The organism is Roseinatronobacter sp. (genome assembly GCF_051859525.1).
Classification (GTDB): Bacteria; Pseudomonadota; Alphaproteobacteria; order Rhodobacterales; family Rhodobacteraceae; genus Roseinatronobacter.
Window position 1 is genome coordinate 1 of sequence record NZ_JBHYFM010000031.1, and the last position, 20,342, is coordinate 20,342.

Consider the following 20,342-nt stretch of genomic DNA (forward strand, 5'->3'; position numbering starts at 1 on the left):
GTGGATTGATACCCTGCTTGGCCATGCGACGATATTCAAGCGCACGGTCGCGCGCTTGGTTCAGTGTGACGATATCGGCCCCGCCAAGGCCGAAATCTGTGCGCAGCGGCTTGCCTTCTCGATTCCGCTGACCTTTGACCGTGACGCGCACAATCCAGCGTCTTGCGCCGGATGGATCGACCACGAGATAGAGGCCATTGCCATCCCCGTGGCGGCCTGCGCCAAGGGTCTTGACAAGGTTCTTCGTTAGCTTTCCGCTGTGATAGCTCATTCAAAAATACCACGATTTATACCACGCAATGAACAGAAACGAGTCTAATCGAAGAGAAGTCAAATGCAACAACGAATGTAGATAAACACGTAAAAACAGCCTTCTACGGGGCTGATTGAGGTCGAGCAGCAATGAGTGAAATTGGTAGCTGGCGGAGAGACAGGGATTCGAACCCTGGGTCCCCGTAAAGGGACAACGGTTTTCGAGACCGCCCCGTTCGACCACTCCGGCACCTCTCCGTGATCGGTGTGGTGGTTACTGTGGTCGGGCTGTGCTTGCAAGGGGAATATTGTGCCTGACAGGAAAATTGCTGATTTTGGGGCGCGGCGCCTCGGCTCGCGTGAATGTTGTTTGCGCGTTGGTGCCGGTCGGATAGACTCTCGCATATCAACTTTGCGCTACGGGGACCAGGAATGCTGATCACGGCACGACGCATCTGCATTATTATGCTAATTTGCGCAGGCGCTATGGTGCCTTTTTCGCGGGCAAGCCTTGCCAGTGACCTGTCTGATGCGTTTTTGCTGGACGAGTTGTTCGAGGTGATGGCGACCGAGGGGAAGACCGCCATCGGGCAGGATAATGCCGCGCCGCTATCGCAACGGGAACTGGAGGGGTGGCGCAGGGAGTTGGGAAATATCTACCATGCGCGCACCATGCATGCTGAATTTGTGGCGGCGCTGGATGCCGCACTCGGTGATATGGCCGGAACCCGCGATGACGCCCTGCGCTTCGCCACTTCCGATCTGGGAAAGCGTGTCTTGCGATTGGAAGTGTCGGCCCGCGAGGCATTATTGCAAGACGAGATTGACGAACTGGCCCGCAACGCGCTGATGGATGCGCGCGAAGATGGTCGGGGTTCGGCGCGGCTTGCAATGATACGAGAGCGGATCCAGGTGAATGACCTGATTGATTTGAATGTATCGCTTGGGATGAACACCAGCTACGCCTATTACCGTGGCATGCTGTCGGAAGGGGCCAGCGCGGGGATGAATGCCGATGATTTGCTGTATCTGGTGCAGGCGCAGGAACCGGATATCCGCCGTGATGTGATGGACTGGATAGAGGCTTATTTCCTGATGGCCTATCAGCCGCTAACCGATGCGGAATTGCAGGCATATATTGATTATTCTGCCAGTCCGCATGGTGTCGCCTTCAACCGCGCCATGTTTCAGGCTTTCGATACGGTTTTTGTCGGCCTGTCCGAGCGTGTGGGCCGCGGACTGGGCCGGATATTAAGCAGCGATTCGTTGTAACCGCTGCGCGTCTGTTCCTATTGTCGGCACTGTTCCACAAGTGCGTGCAAGAAGCGCTCGCAGGCGTCAATCTGGTCCAGTGTCACAAATTCATCCGCGCGATGCGCCTCGCCTATGGAGCCGGGACCGCAGATGATGGTGGGGATGCCCGCCATCTCATCAAACAAGCCGCCTTCGGTGCCATAGGCGACCTTGATGCTGTCATTGCGCTGCGCGAGCGTGCGGGCCGTGATTGCAACAGGGGCGTCAGGGGCAGTGTCCAGCCCCGGAAAGGCCGCCAGCAATTCCAGTTCAATATTTGCCGCCGGGTCGGTTGCCTGCATTTGCGGCAGAAGATCATCAAACAGATAGGCGCGAATCTCGTCTACCAGCGCGTCTGCATCTTCTTGTGTCAGGACGCGAAATTCGAAATCAGTAACGAATCGTTCCGGAACGATATTCAGGGCCGTTCCACCTTGTGCCGTGCCCACATGTGCAGTGCTGTGCGGCGTGTCATACAGCGGGTCGCGCAGGCCATGTGTTGCCAGACGGCGCCCGATTTCCTGCATCCGCACAACCAGCCTTGCGCCATATTCGACGGCATTGACAAATTCGGGCGCGCGCGAGGAATGCCCTGCGGTGCCGGTGAATGTCGCGCGCAGGCTGCGTTTGGTTTTATGGCCGATGCAGACCTGCATCAAGGTTGGTTCCCCCACGATGCAGCCCATGGGCCGGACAGGCAGTTCGGCGATTTCGCGCAGCAGGCCGCGCACACCGATGCAGCCGATTTCCTCGTCATAGGAGAAGGCCATATGAATAGGGCGCGTCAGACTGGTCTGCTGCAAGACCGGCGCCAGTCCCAGACAGCAGGCGACAAACCCTTTCATGTCACAGGTTCCGCGACCGTAGAACCGCCCGTCACGTTCGGACAGCTGGAACGGGTCCACGGTCCAGTTTTGGCCGTCCACCGGCACAGTGTCGGTGTGCCCTGACAGCACCCAGCCGGGCACGTCCGCAGGGCCGAAGGTTGCCCAAAGATTGGCCTTGGTGCCTGTGTCATCATAGACGCGGTGGCAGACCGCCCCGTGACGGGTCAGCCACTCCTCGGCCCAGTCAATAAGGGGCAGGTTGGAATTCCGGCTTGTGGTGTCAAAGCCGATCAGCGCCTTCAGGGCGGTTTGCGTGGCGGCGTTTGGCATCATATCTCTCCGTTATGGGTTTGGCTTGCCCGCGCGCGCACCATCGCCATAAACGCCAGTGTCGCAGATGAATGGCGCCTGTCGGCAGGCGAAAGGAAACTGGTTTGCAAGGTGATGCGCGGTTCAAACGGGCGGGTTGTCAGGCTGGGGTCCAGCCGCAAGGCCGTCGGAAAAGGGTTGATCAGCGCAAGGCCAAGCCCTTCGCGGACCAGTTCTGCGGCCGAGACGACGGTTGCGGTTTCTATCGTGATCTTGGGCTGCACACCGGCGGCCGCAAGGGCACGGTCCTTGGCCACGCGGGCAGAATGGCGGCGGGTTTGCGCGACATAGGCGCGATCATGCAGATCCTCTGGCCTGATGACGGTTTTGGCGGCCAGCGGATCATCGCGCTGCATCAGGCACACAACGTCCGAATCGCGAAACGGCTCAACGCGCACGCCGGCGTGGTTCGGTTCCGCATCCGACAGGGCGATATCGACGCGCCCTTCAGCCACCTGAGTTACCAGCACATCGCTGGATAACACATCAATCAGGATACGCTGGTCCGGAAACCGGCGCGAAAAATCGGCCACGGGGCCGGGCAGAAAACGGTGCGCAATTGTCGGCGGTGCCGCGATTCGCAGCGGAACGGTCGGGTCGGGCGCGCGCCGGTCGGGGTTCTCGATGCGGGCCAGAACCTTGAACAGGATATCCAGTTCGGCATCCACCCCCAGCGCTTCGGCTGTTGGCAGCAATCGCCCGCTTTCGCGCGAAAACAGGGTGCGGCCAAGGCGTTCTTCCAGTTGCGCCAATGCGCGACTCACGGCAGGCTGGGAGATTCCCAGAAGATCGGCGGCCGCCGTTGTGGTGCCTGTCGTGACAATCGCCCGCAAAACGCGCAGTTCGCGTAACCTGATGTCGGATCCGTCATTTTTGTTATGATCGTCGGGCACCGCGCCGCCTATGCGTTTTGGTTATGTTATTTTCTATTTACAATACGATTAATGCATCGTAGCGTTTAGTGCAAGAGCGGCTTGTAAAGGTCATGCACCCGCACATCCCGCCCTGTCAAAAGATCAATAAGACGTCACCAGCAAGGCGTTCGAGAATCACAATCAGGGAGCTACCAATGCCCAGAACTTCATCGAAAGCACTATTTTTATCCGCAAGCGCCGCGTTTGCATTGACCGCAGGCGCAGTGGGGGCCGATACGCTGCGCATCGGGCTTGCATCTGAGCCGACCTCGGTTGACCCGCATTACCACAACCTTGGGCCGAACAATGCGCTTGCGCGGCACATCTTCACGCCCTTGATCGCGCAGGATGCAAACCAGCTTCTGGAGCCTGGCCTTGCCACCGAATGGGAAGCGATTGACGACACGACATGGCGCATTGCGCTGCGCGAAGGCGTTACCTTTTCCAACGGCGACGCATTCACCGCGCGTGATGTGATCTATACGATCTGCCGCATTCCGCTGGTGCCGGACGCGCCATCGCCCTTTACGTTGTACACCCGCGCAATCGCAGGGCTGGAAGCCGAGGATGACCATACGCTGATCGTCACAACAGACGGCCCCGCGCCACTGCTGCCGAACCAGTTGTCGACCTTCGGCATCATATCGGCGTCTGTATCAGGTGCCGAGGACGAAGTGACATTTGGCGTGGATGGTTGCACAGGCGTTGGTGATGCGCCCGCGTCGGCAGAATTCAATGACCCCAGCTTTGCCATTGGGACCGGCCCTTACACGCTGGGCGCCTATATCCGGGGCGAGGAACTGCGCCTGTCACGCAATGAGAATTTCTTTGGTGATGCGCCGGCATGGGACGAAATCGTCATGCGCCCGCTGACCAATTCCGGCGCGCGTGTTGCCGCGCTGCTGGCCGGTGACGTGCATATGATCGAAAACCCGCCAACGCAGGACATCGCGCGGATCGAAGGGGACGGTTTTGCCATATCATCAGGTCTGTCCAACCGTGTGATCTATATCGCGCTGGATCAGGGCGATGCGCCCACGCCCGGCATCGACGGCGACACCAACCCGCTGCAGGACGCCCGCGTGCGCGAAGCGCTGGCGCTGTCCATCGACCGCGAAGCCATCCGCGACAGGCTGATGCTGGGCCTGTCCGAACCCGCTGGCGAATTGCTGCCCGCGCCAATGTTCGGCACCAACCCCGACCGTCCGGCGATCCCGTATAACCCTGACCGCGCGCGCGAATTGCTGGCGGAAGCGGGCTATGAGGACGGGTTCTCGATCGTGCTGGGCACACCCAATGACCGCTACATCAATGATGGCCCGATTTCGCAGGCCGTGGCGCAGATGTGGACGCAGGTTGGTGTGCGCACCGAAGTTGACGCCAAGACCTTCTCGGCGTTCATTGCAGACCGCAACGCCTTCAACTTCTCGGCCTTCCTTGCAGGCTGGGGTGCGGGCACAGGCGAGATGTCATCGCCGCTGGGGGCGCTGGTCGCCACCCGCGACCCTGATCGCAGCTTGGGTGGAACCAACCTTGCACGCCATTCCAACACGGAAATCGACGATCTTCTGGTCGAGGCACTGCAAACTGTGGATGACGGCGAACGCGAGCGCTTGCTGCGTGAAGCCAGCACAATCGCGATGGACACATTCGCCATTGTCCCCATCCATTATGAGCTGACGACATGGGCACTTGCCCCCGGTCTGGAATACGAGGCACGCGCGGACCAGTACACGCTGGGGTCTGCTGTGGTTCGGGCAGACTGATCCTGTCCACATGTGGCATGCGCCGGGTGTAAGCCCGGCGCATCGCATTATTCTTCATTCTTGCCAGCGGAGAACATCGCCATGGTGGCATATCTGCTTCGGCGTCTGGGTCAGAGCCTGCTTGCTGTCATTGCGATGGCAGTGCTGGTTTTTGTCGGCGTCTATGCAATTGGCAACCCCGTCGACATCCTGATCAACCCCGAAGCGACCGAGCGTCAGCGTCTGGAAGTCATGGAACGGATGGGGCTGGACCGGCCCTTGTGGGAACAATTCTGGGTCTATTTCGGCAACCTGTTGCAGGGCGATTTCGGCCGCTCGTTTGTCTATGGCGAAAGTGCCATGTCGGTGATTTTGCAGCGTTTGCCTGCAACCATGGAACTGGCGTTGTTTGCGCTTGTGCTGGCCATCGTGTTCGGCGTGCCGCTGGGGGTGATTGCGGGGTTGAAGCCCGACACCTATACCGGACGCGGCATCATGGCGGGGTCCATTTTGGGGTTCAGTCTGCCGAATTTCTGGCAAGGTCTGATGATGATCCTGATTTTTGCGGTTTTTCTGGGGTGGTTGCCTGCGGGCGGGCGCGGCCAGACGACCGAGTTTCTGGGAATGCGGGTCAGCTTTCTGAACTGGGACGGGCTGAAACACATGATCCTGCCTGCAATCAATCTGGCGCTGTTCAAGATGGCGCTTGTCATCCGCCTTGCCCGCGCAGGCACGCGCGAGGTGATGATGCAGGATTATATCAAATTCGCCCGCGCCAAAGGGCTGTCCTACCGGCGCGTGGTGTTCGTGCATGTGTTGAAAAACATCATGATCCCTGTCGTGACCATTCTGGGGTTGGAACTGGGTTCGATGATCGCGTTTGCGGTGGTCACGGAAACGGTGTTCGCATGGCCGGGCATGGGCAAGCTGTTGATCGACAGTATCAACCGGCTGGACCGGCCTGTTATCGTGGCCTATCTGATGCTGATTGTGTTCCTGTTCGTGCTGATCAATTTCCTTGTTGATTTGCTGTATTCGGTGCTGGACCCAAGGGTGCGTCTGGCGCAGCGGGGGACACAATGACCGATATACCAAACCCCACGCCGCCCAAGAAGGCCAAGGCCGTCAGCCCGCTGCGCGCCTCGGTGCTGGATTTCGCTGCAAGTCCGCTGGCAATGGTCGGTCTGTTTGTGATGGTGGTGATGGCGCTGTCCGCGATCTTCGCACCGTGGATCACGCCACAGAACCCTTATGATCTGTCCCAACTGTCGATCATGGATAACAACATGCCACCTGGGTCGGAATCCTTCGGGGGCATGACCTATTGGCTGGGCACGGACCCGCAGGGACGCGACATGCTGTCGGCCATCATTTACGGGCTGCGGATGAGTCTGATGGTCGCGGTCACTGCAACACTGTGCGCGTTGGCCATCGGTATGGCAATGGGCATCACTGCGGCCTATTTCGGCGGGCGTGTCGATACGCTGATCATGCGGGTTGTGGACCTGCAACTGTCATTCCCTGCCATTCTGGTGGCGCTGATCCTGCTGGCCATTCTGGGCAAGGGGGTGGACAAGGTGATCATCGCGCTGGTGATCGTGCAATGGGCCTATTATGCGCGTACGGTGCGCGGATCGGCCCTTGTGGAACGGCAGCGCGACTATATTGCCGCCGCGCGCGGGCTGGGTCTGGGGCATGCGCGGGTGATGTTCCGCCACCTGTTGCCCAATACCCTGCCGCCGCTGATCGTTGTGGCGACCGTCCAGATTGCACAGGCCATCGCATTGGAGGCAACGCTGTCCTTCCTTGGGGTGGGGGTGCCGGTGACCGAACCGTCGCTGGGCCTGCTGATCGCCAATGGCTATTCCTACCTGCTGTCGGGGGCCTATTGGATCAGTGTGTATCCCGGCATTGCCCTGCTGGTTGCCATTATCGCGATCAATCTGGTCGGTGACCAGTTGCGCGATGTCCTTAACCCCCGTCTGAGGCGCTGATATGACTGCTGTTCTACAGGTTGAAGACCTGAAAACCCATTTTTTCACGCGCGCTGGCGTTGTTCCTGCGGTTGATGGTGTCAGCTTCAGCGTTAACCGCGGCGAGGTGATGGGCCTTGTGGGTGAAAGCGGGTCTGGCAAAACCGTCACCGGTTTTTCGATCATGGGGATGGTGGATAAACCGGGCCGTATCGTTGGCGGGCGTATCCTGTATCAGGGCCGCGATCTGGCCAATATGTCGGAACGTGAATGGCAGGCCATTCGTGGCCGGCACATCGCGATGATCTTTCAAGACCCGATGATGACGCTGAATCCGGTTCTGAAAATTTCCACCCAGATGATCGAGGCGGTTCAGGCGCATGAGCATATCAGCAAGGAAGCCGCGCGCGAACGCTGCCTTGCCACGCTGGCGCGTGTCGGCATTCCCTCACCCGCCGAACGCATGGAGGCCTATCCGCACCAGTTTTCTGGTGGCATGCGCCAGCGTGTGGCGATTGCCATTGCGCTGTTGCACGACCCTGAAGTGATTGTCGCGGATGAACCTACCACGGCGCTGGACGTGACCATTCAGGCGCAAATTCTGGCCGAGGTGCAGAAACTGGCCGAAACCAGTGGCACGGCGCTGATCTGGGTGACCCATGACCTTAGTGTCGTGTCCAGTCTGGCGGACAATATTGCCGTTATGTATGCGGGACGTATTGTCGAGCAGGGGCGTGCGGCCACTGTGCTGCGCCACCCTGCGCATCCCTATACCCATGGATTGATCGAATCGATCCCCAGCCGCAACAAGCGTGGCGGGGATCTGGCGCAGATCCCCGGTATGACGCCGCCGCTTCTGGATTTGCCGCAAGGCTGCGCCTTCCGGCCCCGCTGCCCGAAGGCAACCGATGCCTGCCGTGCCGAACAAGTGCCGCGCGAAATGCCCACAGGCCAGCACGCGCGGTGTATTCACCCGATGCAACCGGCGGCCGAGGTGGCACAATGAGCGATGCCTTGATCGAAATCGAACACCTGTCCAAGCTGTTTCGCGAAGAACACGATATGGCCGCGCGCATGGCCGCGCGCATGGGGGTAGGGCATGAACCCGCCACGGTGCATGCTGTCGACGATGTCAGCTTTTCCATAGCGCCCGGCGAGGTGGTGGGGCTGGTCGGCGAAAGCGGGTCCGGCAAATCCACCATCGGCCGGATGATCGCGGGATTGCTGCCCGCCACGAAGGGCAGAATCCTGTTTCAGGGTGCCGATATCACCACCCGCAACCGTGCCGAGACAAAGGCCGCGGCGCTACAGATACAGATGATCTTTCAAGATCCCATGTCGTCGCTGAATCCGCGGATGCGGGTGCGCGACATCATTGCCGAAGCGCCGGTATATCATGGCATCATCAAGCAGTCGCAGGCCCGTGAATTCGTGGCCGAGACACTGGAACGGGTCGGGCTTGAACCGTCTGCTGGCGACCGCTACCCGCACCAGTTTTCGGGGGGGCAGCGCCAGCGTATCGTAATCGCGCGCGCCTTGGCGGTCAGTCCGCAATTCCTGATTTGTGATGAATCCGTGGCCGCGCTGGATGTGTCGATTCAGGCGCAGGTTCTGAACCTGTTCATGCGGCTGCGCCGTGAACTGGGTCTGGCCTATCTGTTCATCAGCCATGATCTGGGCGTGGTCGAGCATATCTCGGATCGGGTGGTCATTCTGTATCTGGGTCGTGTTGTGGAAATCGCCCCGACCGAGGCCCTGTATGCCGATGCCCGTCACCCCTATACGCAGGCGCTTCTGGCCGAAGTGCCGCGCCTGTCCTTTGAAAAGCGCCGGTTCGAGCCGATCAAGGGCGAGATTCCGTCACCCTTGAACCCGCCGCCAGGGTGCCATTTCCACACGCGCTGCCCCTTCGCCGGACCAAGATGTTCGCGCGAAGTGCCGCGCTTGCGGCACACCGGCCCCCGCGCCGTGGCCTGCCATCTGGAAGATGGGGGTGTCGAATGACCATCATCCCCGGTGTGCTTGAAGTTGTGGGCGCTGACAGCCAGCATGTGCCCTTGGTGTTTGACAGCCCCCATTCCGGCACCGATTACCCAGCCGATTTTCGCCCCATTGCGGACCGCGCGGCCCTGCGCATGGCCGAAGATACGCATGTCCATACCTTGTTTGCGGGCGTGGTCGATATTGGCGGGGTGATGCTTCATGCGCTTTTCCCGCGATCTTATGCCGATACCAACCGCGCGGTGGACGATCTGGACCCCGCGCAGATTGACGGCACGCTGGCCATGCCCCTGCGCCCGTCGGTCAAAAGCCGAAATGGCATCGGGCTGTGCTGGACACGGGTGCCGCCAGATGGCGCGCCGATGTATGACCGCCCGCTGACGGCGGCAGAAGTGCAGCACCGCATCGACACCTATCACCAACCCTATCAAACCACACTGCGCAGCCTGCTGGATTCGACCCATGCCCGCTGGGGGCAGGTCTGGCATGTCAATTGTCATTCCATGCCGCATCATGCTAGTGCCATGTCGCCCGAGCCAATGGGCACTACGCGCGCGGATTTTGTTCTTGGCGATCGCGATGGCACCAGTTGCGCGCCCGTGCTGACGCAAACCATCCGCGATTTTCTGGTCGCGCGTGGCGTGTCGGTGGGAATTAACGATCCTTACAAGGGCATGGAACTGGTGCGCGCGAACGGAAACCCCACCGCGAACCGCCATTCCATACAGATAGAAATCAACCGCCGCCTGTATATGGACGAGGCAACACGCCAGCCCAATAAAGGTTTTTCAGCGCTGCAAGTGTTGTTGAATGACCTGTCCGCCCATCTTGCCGAATTTGCCGCCGACCAATCATAAAGGCCCTGACTGATGACCCCTGCGTCCTATCCTGTGGAACTGACCCCGCCCGATATCTCGGCATATGCCGCCGGTAATACGGGCGTACCCTATATCTGGACTTTTGACAGTGGCCAGCCCGGCCCGCATGTTGCGGTCAGTGCTGTTGTGCATGGCAACGAACCTTGTGGGGCGATCGCGCTGGACTGGTTGTTCAAGCATGATGTGCGCCCCTTGCAGGGCAGGCTGTCACTGGCCTTCATCAACACCGCTGCCTATCACGCCTTTGATGCCGAAAACCCCAATGACAGCCGCTGGGTGGACGAGGATTTCAACCGCCTGTGGTCGGCGCAGGTTCTGGATGATGACACACGCAAGTTGACTGTGGAACTGGCGCGCGCACGCGAAATCCGGCCCTGGCTGGACACAGTTGACCTGCTGCTGGACATCCATTCCATGCAACACAAAACTGAACCGTTGACGATTGCGGGAACGCTGGCCAAGGGGCGGGATCTGGCGCGCGCGGTCGGCACGCCTGCCGTTGCTGTCAGTGATCGTGGCCATGACGAAGGTGTGCGCATGCGCGATTATGCCGGTTTCGCGGATGAACATTCGCCACGCAATGCGCTGCTGGTGGAATGTGGCCAGCATTGGGAAACGCCTGCCGCTGATATCGCGCTGGACACGACGCTGGCCTATCTTGCCGCGACAGGCGCCGTGTCGCAGGACTATGCGCAAGCGCACCGGCCATTGCCCGCGCCCGACAGTATGCGTTTTTACGAAGTGTCCGGCCCTGTGACAGTGGAAACCGATAATTTCCGTTTCGCAAGTGACTGGCGCGGGTTCGAGCATCTGCCACAAGGCACGTTGATTGGCCATGATGGCGCGCGTGAAATCCGCGCACCGCATCCGACCACAGTTCTGATCATGCCCTCGGAACGGCTTTGGCCCGGCAAAACTGCAGTCCGGCTGGCACAGCCTGTCAGTTGAAATTCGGGCAGACGCGCATAATGCGGGTCTGCCACCGAAACCCGCAGTGCAAGTGAATATCTGTTAATGCCGGCAGACCGGCCGCGCTTTTGCGCAACCATATTGGCGGTATTTCAGTCGATTAGGGTAAATGGCGCGCCCGAAAGGATTCGAACCTCTGACCCCCAGATTCGTAGTCTGGTGCTCTATCCAGCTGAGCTACGGGCGCGTTGAGGGCTAACTATCCGCCTGTTGCGGGCTTTGCAAGGGGGGCTTGGAAGTATTTTCGCAAAATATCAGATCAATTTGCATTCGGCATCCAGATACGGAATTCGGTGCCGTCTTGGTCAGAGCGTGTCAGCTCAAGCCGCCCGCCATGGCCGCGAACCAGCTCCGCGGCAATGGCCAATCCCAGCCCGACACCGCCCTTGCGCACCCCCCCCTGAAAGGCCTCGAACAAATGATCGCGGGCGCGGGGGGGCAGGCCCGGACCTGTATCCCCCACGCGGATGCAAACGCCGCTATGCCCGTCAGATTTGCTGTCCTGCGCCGAAATCTCGATGACGCCGGGCTGGCGTGTCGCTTCCAGTGCCTGACGGGCATTGCGCACAAGATTGTGCAGCACCCGAAATAACTGTTCTTCATCGGCACGCAGGTGCAGTGTTGCGGGAATATCGGCCAAAAACGTCACCTCTGCGTCATCCGCCAGGGCAAGGCGTTCGCTTTCGATGACATCCTCGACCAGGGGCGCAAGCTGTACACGCGTCAGGCGTGGTGGCGGTTCCTCGGCCTTGCCGAAGGCAAGCGTTGCCTCGCACAGATTGATAGCGCGTGACAATGACCCCACAAGTTTGGGTGCCGCGCGCTTCACGCTGGGGTCGTCGCTGGCCTCCATCCGGTCGGCCAGCATCGAGGCTGTTGTCAGCATATTGCGCAGGTCATGGCTGATGCGCGCGACCGATCCGCCAAGTTGCGCCAGACGGTCCTTCTGGCGCAAAAGCCCTGTCAGATCACTTTGCATACGGTGCAGCGCGTCTTCTGCATCGCGCAATTCACGGATATTGGACTGCGGGGTGATAATTCGTGTCTGGTCCTGGGGGGATTCGGCATAAACCGCCATTGACTGGATAACCCGTCGCATAGGCGTGACGACGAACAGACGCACCGACAGAAACAGCAAAAGTGCGGTGAAAATCGAAATCGCTAGTGAAAGCAGCAGGATACGCTGCCCGTAATCCCATAATTCACGGTGCAGATCCGATGTGTCCAGTGCAATCTCGATCAGCAAGCCGCCCCGCTGCACGGGGTCTCCGATCACGCGGATGATACGCGGTTCGCGCGCCCCCAATTCTGCAAATGCATCGCGGATCAGGCTGAACATACTGCCCATACGCAGATCGTATGTCGCATCGACAGGGCCGGGCAGGGGCGAGGACAGGACCAGTTCGCGGACTTCGTCGCGACGCAGCACGACGTTGAACACCCCCGCATTTTCCAGCAATTCCCCGGCCAGTTCCCCCGCAATGGACCCGTCAGATGCCAGTAGCGCCAGCGATGCGATCTGTGCACGTTCCAGCCGCGCAAGCAGATATTCTTCGCGATAACGGGCGACGGAGGGGGCAAAAATAAGCACCTCCGCCAGCATCACGAAGATGACAGCAAGCAGCAGGAATCGACCCGACAGCGTGTTGACGAACATGCTCCCTCTTGCGCACGGTGTTACTCAGGGCAGCCATCTCTGCACCATTCTGACGACGCGCTTTATCATAGGGTTATCAAATAGCTTAGGCGAAAAATAGGCCCCAGCCGCACGTTTGCCGATTTCCGCCAATGTCGGGTATGGCAGCACGGTTCCCGCAATCGCGCCCATCTTCAGGTTGTTGGCCATTGCCAGCGCAAAAGGGGCAATCAATTCGCCCGCCTGCGCGCCGGCCAGTGTGACCCCGACAGGACGGCCCCGCGCGACCATCAGCTTGATGAACCCGTCTGTGCGCCCGTCCGCCTGCGCGCGGTCGATCTGGCCATAGCCGATACGCTGCACGCTAAGCTGGCCGCCGTATTTCTGACGTGCCTGTGCTTCGGTCAGGCCGATCTGTGCCAGTTCCGGATCTGTGTAGGTGACGTGGGGAATGTGATCCTGCCGTGCCTTGACCGGCAGGCCAAACAGACAGGAACGGATGACAAGGCCCGCGTGATACGCTGCCAGATGGGTGAACTGCCCATGTCCGGCCACATCGCCGATGGCAAAGACGCGCCGGTTCGTTGTGCGCAGGTTCGCGCCCAGTTTCAGACCGTGGCGATCATGGGCAATGCCCGCAACATCCAGATCCAGCCGGTCCAGATTGGGCTTGCGCCCTGCGGCAATCAGAAGGTGGGTGCCTGCGAATATGGTGCCGCCTCTGACCTGAACCTCTATGGCGCCCGCGCGGCCTGAAACCTGTTCGACATGGGCATTCTCGACAATCTCGACGCCTTCATTGCGCAAATGCGCCACGACCAGTGCCGCCGCGTCCGGATCGTCGCGTGCCAGTGCCGCAGCCCCTTCGATGACGGTCACCCGTGCACCCAGCCTGCGATGGGCCTGCGCCATTTCCAGCCCGATTGGCCCTGCGCCGATAATCAGCAGGTGGCCGGGGCAATCGGGCTGCGCGAACAGGGTTTCGTTGGTCATGTAGGGCACGCTGTCCAACCCCGGAATGGGCGGAACCAGCGGGCTTGATCCGGTCGCAATGACGAACCGGCGTGCGCGTATGGTGGTGCCGTCAACGTCGATCCTGTCGGGGCCGGTGAAGCGGGCATACCCCTGAACGACCTGAACACCCAGACCTTCGAAGCGTTCTATCGAATCATGCGGTTCGATCGTTGCAATGGTCGATTTCACATGTGCCATGGCATCCTGAAAATCCTGCGCCGTGGCAGGGGCGGCATGTCCGCGTGCCTTGACCGCCTTCGCCCGCGCCAGCAGTGCCTTGGAGGGGACGCACCCGTAATTCAGGCAATCCCCGCCCATTTTGTGACCTTCGACCAGAACAACGCGCGCCCCCATCTGCACCGCCCCCGCCGCCACGGACAACCCGCCGGACCCGCCGCCAATGACGCAGATATCGGTTTTCAAATCGCTCATGGTGCAATGTCCTTTTTGCGCAGTGCCTTGATAATCGCGGGCAGCACCGAAATGGCTGCAAGTCCCAGCAGCGGACCAAGGATGTGAGGCTCGAATATGATTCCCATATTAGGCGTCTCGTCGCGCGCGAACACCTCTCCCAGTCCGGCCCCGACCCAGGTGTAGACAAAACCGCCCGGAAGTATGCCGAAGAAGGTTGTCGTGGCAAAGACCGACAATCTGACGCCAATCAGCGCGGGAATCACATTCATCACGAAAAATGGCAGAACCGGCATCAGCCGCAGCGAAAACAGCACTGGCGCCTCATTCTCGCGGATCGCTGATGTCAGGCGCTTCATGCGCCCGTCGCTGGCATCGATCCTGGCCGCCATGGCACGCCCGAAACCGGCGCGCACGGCCAGAAAAATCAGTACGGCCCCTGTCGTGGCGGCGACAAGGTTGAACAATGCGCCCGGAAACAGCCCGAACAGGAACCCCCCAGTCAGGGTGGCTGCCGTCGCGCCCGGCAATGAGAACGCTACAATCGCGATATAGGCCCCGACAAAAACCGCAGCGGTGACCGCATAATGCGCATCCCGAAAACCAAGCAGCAGGGCACGGTTTTCGCGCAGTGTGTCAAAATTCAGATAATCACGCAGCAAAACCGCACCAATGGCTGCAACGCACAGGATCATCAGAACGGGCAGGCGCTGGCGCCATCGCGGTGGTGGCAGGGGGGCAGAGTTGGTCACGCAGCGTTCCTTATTCCGATAATGTCCCTATACTTCGTACCAGATGGCGCATTTGTTGCGCACGCAATAGCGTGTTCACGACAGGTTGAACGCGAGAGAGTATATTGGCAGGATTATTACAACGCAGTGTGGCTTTTTGTGGAAATCCACTTGAAACAGTGCGATTGCGAATTGACTTGCGCGGTTCGGGGACGTATCTGGCGGGTCTGTAATTGGATGGGTGGCCGAATCCGAATGGGTTGCGGTTGCCGGAATGAAGGAACGGAGCGATGAAACGCACCTATCAGCCCAGCAATCTGGTCCGCAAGCGCCGCCACGGTTTCCGTGCACGCATGGCAACCAAAGCCGGCCGCAAGATTTTGAACGCACGCCGTCGTATCGGTCGTAAGAACCTGTCGGCCTAAGGTATTTGGCCCGATATTTCGGGCCGGAGGGACCATGATGGCACCGCCGAAAGCAAATGTGGCAGGGCAAACCGCCTACGCTGCAGATGCATCGGCGGTTTTATCATATGGAAAGCCTGATATCCTGAAGTTGCGCGCCGACTTCCTGCGCACAGCCAAGGGCAAACGCCTGCCTTGTCCTGCATTTCTGTTGCAGGCGCGCGCGCGCGATGATGACGCCCCTTGGCGGGTGGGCTTCACCTGCTCCAAGAAGGTCGGGAACGCGGTCATCCGCAATCGCGCCAAGCGGCGCCTGCGCGAGATTGCGCGCGTTGTGCTGGCGCATCATGGGCTGGCTGGCTGGGATTATGTTCTGGTCGGACGGCCTGATGCGACAGTCAGTCGGGATTTTTATGCGATGCATGCCGATCTGGAACATGCCTTGCACAAGCTGCACGGGACACAGAAGTGACCCCGCTGGCGTGGGTCTTTTCGCTGCCGGTGCGGTTTTACCGCGTGGTATTCAGCCCATGGGTCGGACATAACTGCCGCTATCAGCCTACATGTTCGGCCTATGCCCTTGAAGCGCTCGAAAAACATGGCGCGATCAAGGGGGCAGTGTTGGCGCTGCGCCGTATCGGGCGTTGTCACCCGCTGGGCAAATCCGGGTATGACCCCGTGCCGGGGGTTGATCCGGAACATGATGCGAAACAGCGCCGCTGACTTTGCAGTGTCCGGTTTTTTATGGCATAGCCGCCAAACAAGGATGGATGCGCCCAGATGCTTGATGAAACTGCCGATCTTCCCCTGATCCTGCAAGGGGCCCCCGACACCACCGAGTTCCGCAAACTGCGCAAGCGCATCATTCGCGAAACCCGCGCGGTGATTGACCAATACGGCATGATCGAACCGGGCGCGCGTTGGCTGGTATGCCTTTCGGGCGGCAAGGACAGCTATACGCTGCTGGCCGCGCTGATCGAGTTGAAATGGCGCGGGCTGTTGCCGGTGGAATTGCTGGCCTGCAATCTGGATCAGGGGCAGCCGAATTTTCCGGCGACCGTCTTGCCCGAATTTCTGACAAGGATGCAGGTGCCGCACCGGATTGAGTATCAGGATACATATTCCATAGTTGTGGACAAGGTGCCGCAGGGGCGTACCTATTGCGCGCTGTGTTCGCGGTTGCGGCGGGGTAATCTGTATCGCATCGCGCGCGAAGAAGGGTGCAGTGCGGTTGTTCTGGGCCATCACCGCGATGACCTGCTGGAGACGTTTTTCATGAACCTGTTTCATGGCGGGCGGATGGCGACCATGCCGCCGAAGCTGGTGAATGAAGACGGCGACCTGTTCGTATATCGCCCCCTTGCCTTTGTGCCGGAACAGGATTGTGACCGCTTCGCGCGGGCCATGAATTTCCCTATCATTCCCTGTGACCTGTGCGGATCGCAAGAAGGTCTGCAACGCATGCAGGTCAAGGCGCTTCTGGATGAATGGGAAAAGCGCAGTCCGGGGCGGCGGAATGTCATGTTCCGTGCCTTGATGAATGTGCGTCCATCGCATATGCCGGACCCACAGCTTTTCGACTTTCTGGCCCTTGCGCGCGGGGTCAAACCACCACCCGACCCGAATGCGCCCCCTGATCTGACCTTGTGACGGGACAAATCAGGGAAAACCGCTTGACCTTTGCCCAGTGCTTCTGTTGAACCGGGCGCGACCCTTTATGTGACAGGAAACGGCCTTTTCATGGACGAACAGAACCGCAATCTGCTTTTGGCCTTTGCTCTCAGCCTGTTTGTGCTGGTTGTCTGGATGTGGATGTTCCCGCCCCCCGAGCCCGCACCGCAAGATGCCGCTGATGTGGCCGAGTTGCCGCTTGCCGAAGGCGAGCAGGCACCCGCCATGGTCGAGGGGCTGGACAGTGACGGATTGCCGGAACTGCCGCGTATCGACATCGATACCCCGCGTCTGGTCGGCACGATCAACCTGCGCGGTGGGCGCATCGATGATCTGGCATTGCGCGACTACCGCGAAACGGTGGATGCCGATTCCGATATCGTGCATTTGCTGACCCCCGAAGGCACGAGAGAGGCGTTTTATGCATTGCACGGGTGGCGTCCCGGTCGCGATGTCAGTTGGGATGACGTTCCCGGCGCCAGCACAGCCTGGGAACTGGTCGAGGGCACGCGCCTGGCGCCTGGCGCGCCGGTGACGCTGGCATGGACCAACGATCAGGGCCTGCGCTTCACACAGCGCTATGAAGTCGATGAAAACTTCATGTTCACCATCACACAGGGCGTCGAGAACGCAGGTGATGCAACTGCACGCGTCGCGCCCTACGGGTTGTTGTCGCGTCATGGAGAGCCGTCCGATCTGGAAAATTTCTTCATCAGCCATGAAGGGTTTATCGAAGTTGCCGATGGCAGGCTGAATGAAGATAAATACAAGGCCATTCGTGACCTGCGCATCCACGATCGCGAAAATACGAATGCGCGTGTGACCGAAGTTGCTGAGAATGGCTGGCTGGGCATCAGTGACAAATACTGGATGGCAACGCTTGTGCCGCAACCTGGTCAGGCGTTTTCTGCCGTGTCGCGCTATATCCCCGCGCGCGATGTGTACCAGACCCGCGCCGACCTGCCGACGCTTGTTGTCGGCCCGGGCGAGAGCGAGCAGGTCCAGACAATGTTCTTTGCCGGTGCCAAGGAATGGAGCATCATCCGTGCCTATGAACGTGAACTGGGAATTGACCGGTTCATCGATGCGATCGACTGGGGCTGGTTCTTCTTTCTGACCAAACCCATCTTCGCAACGCTGTATTTCATCAACGGAATTATCGGCAATATGGGGTGGTCCATCATTACCCTGACGCTGCTGATCAAGGCCGTGTTGCTGCCGCTGGCGTGGAAATCCTATGTCAGCATGGCCAAGATGAAGGAACTTCAGCCCGAAATGATGGCGCTGAAGGAACGCGCTGGCGATGACCGCCAGATGATGCAGCAGGAAATGATGAAGCTGTACAAGGAAAAGAAGGTGAACCCCGCTGCGGGTTGTCTGCCGATCCTGTTGCAGATCCCGATCTTCTTCTCGCTGTATAAGGTTATTTTTGTCACTATCGACTTGCGGCATGCAGAATGGTTCGGTGTGTTCAACGACCTGTCGGCCCCTGACCCCACATCCATTATGAACCTGTTCGGGTTGCTGCCTTGGGCGGCGCCACATCCCGAAAGCATTCTGGCGATGGTGTTCATCGGTATTCTGCCCATCTTGCTGGGTGTGTCGATGTGGTTGCAGATGAAACTGAACCCGACACCCACCGAACCCATCCAGCAGGCCGTGATGACATGGATGCCGTGGATCTTCATGTTCATGCTGGGCTGGTTTGCATCGGGTCTGGTGCTGTACTGGATCGCGAACAATGTCATCACCTTCACACAGCAATATTCCATCATGGCGATGAATGGCAGCAGGCCGGACCTTCTGGGCAATATCGGTGTGAAAAAGAAGAAGAAGGGCTAGGCCTATGGGGTGGCGGCTGGCGCATATCTTCCGCCATCCTATCAAGGCGCATGGCCGGCAAGAGCTGGCACATGTCGCCCTGAGCGAGGGGCGTTGCCTGCCCTTCGACCGTCATTGGGCCGTTGCCCATGAAGCGGCCAGACTGCGTGACGGCTGGAACCCGTGCATGAATTTTACGCGCAGCGCCAAAACACCGACATTGCAGGCGATTTCCGCGCAGATGGATGACACGACAGGTCAGATCACCCTGACCCATCCGGCACGCCCGTCCCTGACATTTGCCCCGGATGCGGCCCAAGGGCAGGCAGATTTCCTGAACTGGGTCGCGCCGCTGATGGCGGGCGGTCGCGCACAGCCTGTGCGGCTGGTCACCGCGGGGCGCGGCATGACGGACACGGATTTCGAATCTGTATCCATCCTGAACCTTGCGTCCAACCGTGTGTTGGGCAAGCGCTTTGGCCGTGATCTGGGACTTGATCGCTGGCGGGGCAACCTGTGGCTGGACGGGCTGGCGCCATGGGAAGAATTTGACCTTCTGGGCCGCGAACTGGCCATCGGGGAGGCGCGGCTGAAAATCGTCGAACGCATTACCCGCTGCCGCGCGACAATGGTAGATTGCGCCACTGGCCGGATCGACGTTGATACGCTTGCGGAACTGGACGCAGGGTATGGCCATACAGATTTTGGCGTCTACGCCATTGTCACGCGCGGCGGCACGATCCGCACGGGCGACAGACCGGAGCTTTGCGCATGACACAACTGCCTTTTCCCATTTCCGAAGAACCGACCCCTGATGCCGCCGAACGCGGGCGCAAACTGATGACCGGTCAGGTGGAATTCCTGAAAGGCGTGGTTGCCATGGACGGCCTGCCGCCTGCGGACAGGATGGAAGTGTGTTTTGCAGGCCGGTCCAATGTCGGTAAATCCAGCCTGATCAACGCATTGACAGGGCGCAAGGCGATTGCGCGCACGTCAAATACCCCCGGCCGCACGCAGGAAATCAACTATTTCACGGTTGCAGACAGTCATTATCTGGTGGATTTGCCCGGCTATGGTTTTGCCAAAGCGCCCATTCCCATTGTCGAACGCTGGCAGCGCCTGCTGAAGGCATATCTGTCCGGTCGCGCCACATTGCGCCGCGCCTTTTTGCTGGTCGATATGCGCCATGGCGTGAAGCCCGTTGATGCGGAGATCATGAAACTGCTGAACAGTTCTGCCGTCACTTTTCAGGTGGTGCTGACCAAGGCGGACAAGCTGGGCCGTGCCGCACAAGAGCAGACATTGGAACAGGTGCGCGGCGCGCTTGCCAAACACCCTGCCGCCTATCCGGAAATTATTGTCACTTCGTCCGAGACGGGCGACGGCATTCCCACTTTGCGCGCGATAATCGCGGACCTGACTTAACATGAAGA

At 59.7% G+C, this 20,342-nt stretch carries 21 protein-coding genes and 2 tRNA genes; 15 read left to right on the plus strand and 8 right to left on the minus strand.

Annotation, left to right across the window (positions count from 1 at the left end; genetic code table 11):
* A partial coding sequence (locus ACTIE1_RS15375; protein ID WP_439563478.1) for an Arm DNA-binding domain-containing protein occupies positions 1–271 on the minus strand: 271 nt, incomplete at its 3' end.
* Positions 272–420: 149 nt separating this feature from the next.
* Positions 421–510: transfer RNA gene (locus ACTIE1_RS15380), tRNA-Ser, on the minus strand.
* 228 nt (positions 511–738) lie between these two features.
* Here ACTIE1_RS15380 and ACTIE1_RS15385 point away from each other — a divergent pair.
* Positions 739–1,524 carry a hypothetical protein gene (locus tag ACTIE1_RS15385; RefSeq protein ID WP_439563479.1) on the plus strand — a complete coding sequence of 262 codons (786 nt, stop codon included), beginning with the start codon at positions 739–741 and terminating at the stop codon, positions 1,522–1,524.
* Positions 1,525–1,541: 17 nt separating this feature from the next.
* Here the strand turns inward: ACTIE1_RS15385 and argE are convergent, their stop codons facing one another.
* Both argE and ACTIE1_RS15395 read right to left on the minus strand, forming a co-directional pair.
* Positions 1,542–2,705 carry an acetylornithine deacetylase gene (argE, locus tag ACTIE1_RS15390; RefSeq protein WP_439561605.1) on the minus strand — a complete coding sequence of 388 codons (1,164 nt, stop codon included), beginning with the start codon at positions 2,703–2,705 and terminating at the stop codon, positions 1,542–1,544.
* Positions 2,702–3,634 carry a LysR family transcriptional regulator gene (locus ACTIE1_RS15395; protein ID WP_439561604.1) on the minus strand — a complete coding sequence of 311 codons (933 nt, stop codon included), beginning with the start codon at positions 3,632–3,634 and terminating at the stop codon, positions 2,702–2,704. The genes argE and ACTIE1_RS15395 overlap by 4 nt, the downstream gene beginning before the upstream one ends.
* Positions 3,635–3,810: 176 nt before the next feature.
* Here ACTIE1_RS15395 and ACTIE1_RS15400 point away from each other — a divergent pair, with 176 nt between their 5' ends.
* The 7 genes from ACTIE1_RS15400 (at position 3,811) to ACTIE1_RS15430 (ending at position 11,200) form a co-directional block, all read left to right on the plus strand.
* The gene (locus tag ACTIE1_RS15400) at positions 3,811–5,421 is read left to right on the plus strand and encodes an ABC transporter substrate-binding protein (RefSeq protein WP_439561603.1); all 1,611 of its coding nucleotides are present in this window, start codon (positions 3,811–3,813) and stop codon (positions 5,419–5,421) included.
* Positions 5,422–5,502: 81 nt separating this feature from the next.
* Positions 5,503–6,483, plus strand: coding sequence for an ABC transporter permease (locus ACTIE1_RS15405; RefSeq protein ID WP_439561602.1), 981 nt, complete (start codon positions 5,503–5,505; stop codon positions 6,481–6,483).
* Positions 6,480–7,394: an ABC transporter permease gene (locus ACTIE1_RS15410; protein WP_439561601.1), complete on the plus strand. Its 915-nt coding sequence runs from the start codon at positions 6,480–6,482 to the stop codon at positions 7,392–7,394. The genes ACTIE1_RS15405 and ACTIE1_RS15410 overlap by 4 nt, the downstream gene beginning before the upstream one ends.
* 1 nt (position 7,395) lies before the next feature.
* Complete coding sequence (locus tag ACTIE1_RS15415; RefSeq protein ID WP_439563480.1) at positions 7,396–8,379, plus strand: ABC transporter ATP-binding protein; 984 nt, start codon at positions 7,396–7,398, stop codon at positions 8,377–8,379.
* On the plus strand, positions 8,376–9,377 hold the full coding sequence (locus ACTIE1_RS15420) for an ABC transporter ATP-binding protein (RefSeq protein WP_439561599.1): 1,002 nt from the start codon (positions 8,376–8,378) through the stop codon (positions 9,375–9,377). Before ACTIE1_RS15415 ends, ACTIE1_RS15420 begins: the two co-directional genes overlap by 4 nt.
* On the plus strand, positions 9,374–10,231 hold the full coding sequence (locus ACTIE1_RS15425) for an N-formylglutamate amidohydrolase (protein ID WP_439561598.1): 858 nt from the start codon (positions 9,374–9,376) through the stop codon (positions 10,229–10,231). Before ACTIE1_RS15420 ends, ACTIE1_RS15425 begins: the two co-directional genes overlap by 4 nt.
* A gap of 12 nt (positions 10,232–10,243) precedes the next feature.
* Positions 10,244–11,200 carry a succinylglutamate desuccinylase gene (locus tag ACTIE1_RS15430; RefSeq protein WP_439561597.1) on the plus strand — a complete coding sequence of 319 codons (957 nt, stop codon included), beginning with the start codon at positions 10,244–10,246 and terminating at the stop codon, positions 11,198–11,200.
* A 131-nt stretch (positions 11,201–11,331) separates the two neighbouring features.
* Here the strand turns inward: ACTIE1_RS15430 and ACTIE1_RS15435 are convergent.
* The 4 genes from ACTIE1_RS15435 to ACTIE1_RS15450 form a co-directional block, all read right to left on the minus strand.
* Positions 11,332–11,408 (minus strand) — tRNA-Arg (locus ACTIE1_RS15435).
* A gap of 72 nt (positions 11,409–11,480) precedes the next feature.
* Positions 11,481–12,878 carry a sensor histidine kinase gene (locus ACTIE1_RS15440; RefSeq protein WP_439561596.1) on the minus strand — a complete coding sequence of 466 codons (1,398 nt, stop codon included), beginning with the start codon at positions 12,876–12,878 and terminating at the stop codon, positions 11,481–11,483.
* 24 nt (positions 12,879–12,902) lie between these two features.
* Positions 12,903–14,303 carry a dihydrolipoyl dehydrogenase family protein gene (locus tag ACTIE1_RS15445; RefSeq protein ID WP_439561595.1) on the minus strand — a complete coding sequence of 467 codons (1,401 nt, stop codon included), beginning with the start codon at positions 14,301–14,303 and terminating at the stop codon, positions 12,903–12,905.
* The gene (locus ACTIE1_RS15450; protein ID WP_439561594.1) at positions 14,300–15,034 is read right to left on the minus strand and encodes a TVP38/TMEM64 family protein; all 735 of its coding nucleotides are present in this window, start codon (positions 15,032–15,034) and stop codon (positions 14,300–14,302) included. Before ACTIE1_RS15450 ends, ACTIE1_RS15445 begins: the two co-directional genes overlap by 4 nt.
* Before the next feature lie 269 nt (positions 15,035–15,303).
* Here ACTIE1_RS15450 and rpmH point away from each other — a divergent pair, with 269 nt between their 5' ends.
* The 7 genes from rpmH (at position 15,304) to yihA (ending at position 20,334) form a co-directional block, all read left to right on the plus strand.
* Positions 15,304–15,438, plus strand: a complete 135-nt coding sequence (rpmH, locus tag ACTIE1_RS15455) for a 50S ribosomal protein L34 (protein ID WP_071797364.1) — start codon at positions 15,304–15,306, stop codon at positions 15,436–15,438.
* A gap of 37 nt (positions 15,439–15,475) precedes the next feature.
* Positions 15,476–15,889 (plus strand): ribonuclease P protein component, encoded by a 414-nt coding sequence (rnpA, locus tag ACTIE1_RS15460; protein ID WP_439561881.1) that lies wholly within the window; start codon positions 15,476–15,478, stop codon positions 15,887–15,889.
* Positions 15,886–16,140, plus strand: a complete 255-nt coding sequence (gene yidD / locus ACTIE1_RS15465) for a membrane protein insertion efficiency factor YidD (protein ID WP_439561593.1) — start codon at positions 15,886–15,888, stop codon at positions 16,138–16,140. Before rnpA ends, yidD begins: the two co-directional genes overlap by 4 nt.
* Before the next feature lie 57 nt (positions 16,141–16,197).
* The gene (gene ttcA, locus ACTIE1_RS15470; RefSeq protein ID WP_439561592.1) at positions 16,198–17,067 is read left to right on the plus strand and encodes a tRNA 2-thiocytidine(32) synthetase TtcA; all 870 of its coding nucleotides are present in this window, start codon (positions 16,198–16,200) and stop codon (positions 17,065–17,067) included.
* A gap of 90 nt (positions 17,068–17,157) precedes the next feature.
* Positions 17,158–18,930, plus strand: coding sequence for a membrane protein insertase YidC (yidC, locus tag ACTIE1_RS15475; protein ID WP_439561591.1), 1,773 nt, complete (start codon positions 17,158–17,160; stop codon positions 18,928–18,930).
* A 4-nt stretch (positions 18,931–18,934) separates the two neighbouring features.
* Positions 18,935–19,684: an MOSC domain-containing protein gene (locus ACTIE1_RS15480; protein WP_439561590.1), complete on the plus strand. Its 750-nt coding sequence runs from the start codon at positions 18,935–18,937 to the stop codon at positions 19,682–19,684.
* On the plus strand, positions 19,681–20,334 hold the full coding sequence (gene yihA, locus ACTIE1_RS15485) for a ribosome biogenesis GTP-binding protein YihA/YsxC (protein ID WP_439561589.1): 654 nt from the start codon (positions 19,681–19,683) through the stop codon (positions 20,332–20,334). Before ACTIE1_RS15480 ends, yihA begins: the two co-directional genes overlap by 4 nt.
* Positions 20,335–20,342 lie beyond the last annotated feature (8 nt).

What these genes read in the sequence shown, in the direction of transcription:
- ACTIE1_RS15430 (WP_439561597.1), top strand. Translation starts at nt 10,244, where the DNA reads ATGACCCCTGCGTCCTATCCTGTGGAACTGACCCCGCCCGATATCTCG.
- ACTIE1_RS15415 (WP_439563480.1), top strand. Translation starts at nt 7,396, where the DNA reads ATGACTGCTGTTCTACAGGTTGAAGACCTGAAAACCCATTTTTTCACG.
- yihA (WP_439561589.1), top strand. Translation starts at nt 19,681, where the DNA reads ATGACACAACTGCCTTTTCCCATTTCCGAAGAACCGACCCCTGATGCC.
- ACTIE1_RS15440 (WP_439561596.1), bottom strand. Translation starts at nt 12,878, where the DNA reads ATGTTCGTCAACACGCTGTCGGGTCGATTCCTGCTGCTTGCTGTCATC.
- yidC (WP_439561591.1), top strand. Translation starts at nt 17,158, where the DNA reads ATGGACGAACAGAACCGCAATCTGCTTTTGGCCTTTGCTCTCAGCCTG.
- ACTIE1_RS15480 (WP_439561590.1), top strand. Translation starts at nt 18,935, where the DNA reads ATGGGGTGGCGGCTGGCGCATATCTTCCGCCATCCTATCAAGGCGCAT.
- rpmH (WP_071797364.1), top strand. Translation starts at nt 15,304, where the DNA reads ATGAAACGCACCTATCAGCCCAGCAATCTGGTCCGCAAGCGCCGCCAC.
- ACTIE1_RS15400 (WP_439561603.1), top strand. Translation starts at nt 3,811, where the DNA reads ATGCCCAGAACTTCATCGAAAGCACTATTTTTATCCGCAAGCGCCGCG.
- ACTIE1_RS15385 (WP_439563479.1), top strand. Translation starts at nt 739, where the DNA reads ATGGTGCCTTTTTCGCGGGCAAGCCTTGCCAGTGACCTGTCTGATGCG.
- argE (WP_439561605.1), bottom strand. Translation starts at nt 2,705, where the DNA reads ATGATGCCAAACGCCGCCACGCAAACCGCCCTGAAGGCGCTGATCGGC.
- rnpA (WP_439561881.1), top strand. Translation starts at nt 15,476, where the DNA reads ATGGCACCGCCGAAAGCAAATGTGGCAGGGCAAACCGCCTACGCTGCA.
- ttcA (WP_439561592.1), top strand. Translation starts at nt 16,198, where the DNA reads ATGCTTGATGAAACTGCCGATCTTCCCCTGATCCTGCAAGGGGCCCCC.
- ACTIE1_RS15420 (WP_439561599.1), top strand. Translation starts at nt 8,376, where the DNA reads ATGAGCGATGCCTTGATCGAAATCGAACACCTGTCCAAGCTGTTTCGC.
- ACTIE1_RS15410 (WP_439561601.1), top strand. Translation starts at nt 6,480, where the DNA reads ATGACCGATATACCAAACCCCACGCCGCCCAAGAAGGCCAAGGCCGTC.
- ACTIE1_RS15405 (WP_439561602.1), top strand. Translation starts at nt 5,503, where the DNA reads ATGGTGGCATATCTGCTTCGGCGTCTGGGTCAGAGCCTGCTTGCTGTC.
- ACTIE1_RS15445 (WP_439561595.1), bottom strand. Translation starts at nt 14,303, where the DNA reads ATGAGCGATTTGAAAACCGATATCTGCGTCATTGGCGGCGGGTCCGGC.
- ACTIE1_RS15425 (WP_439561598.1), top strand. Translation starts at nt 9,374, where the DNA reads ATGACCATCATCCCCGGTGTGCTTGAAGTTGTGGGCGCTGACAGCCAG.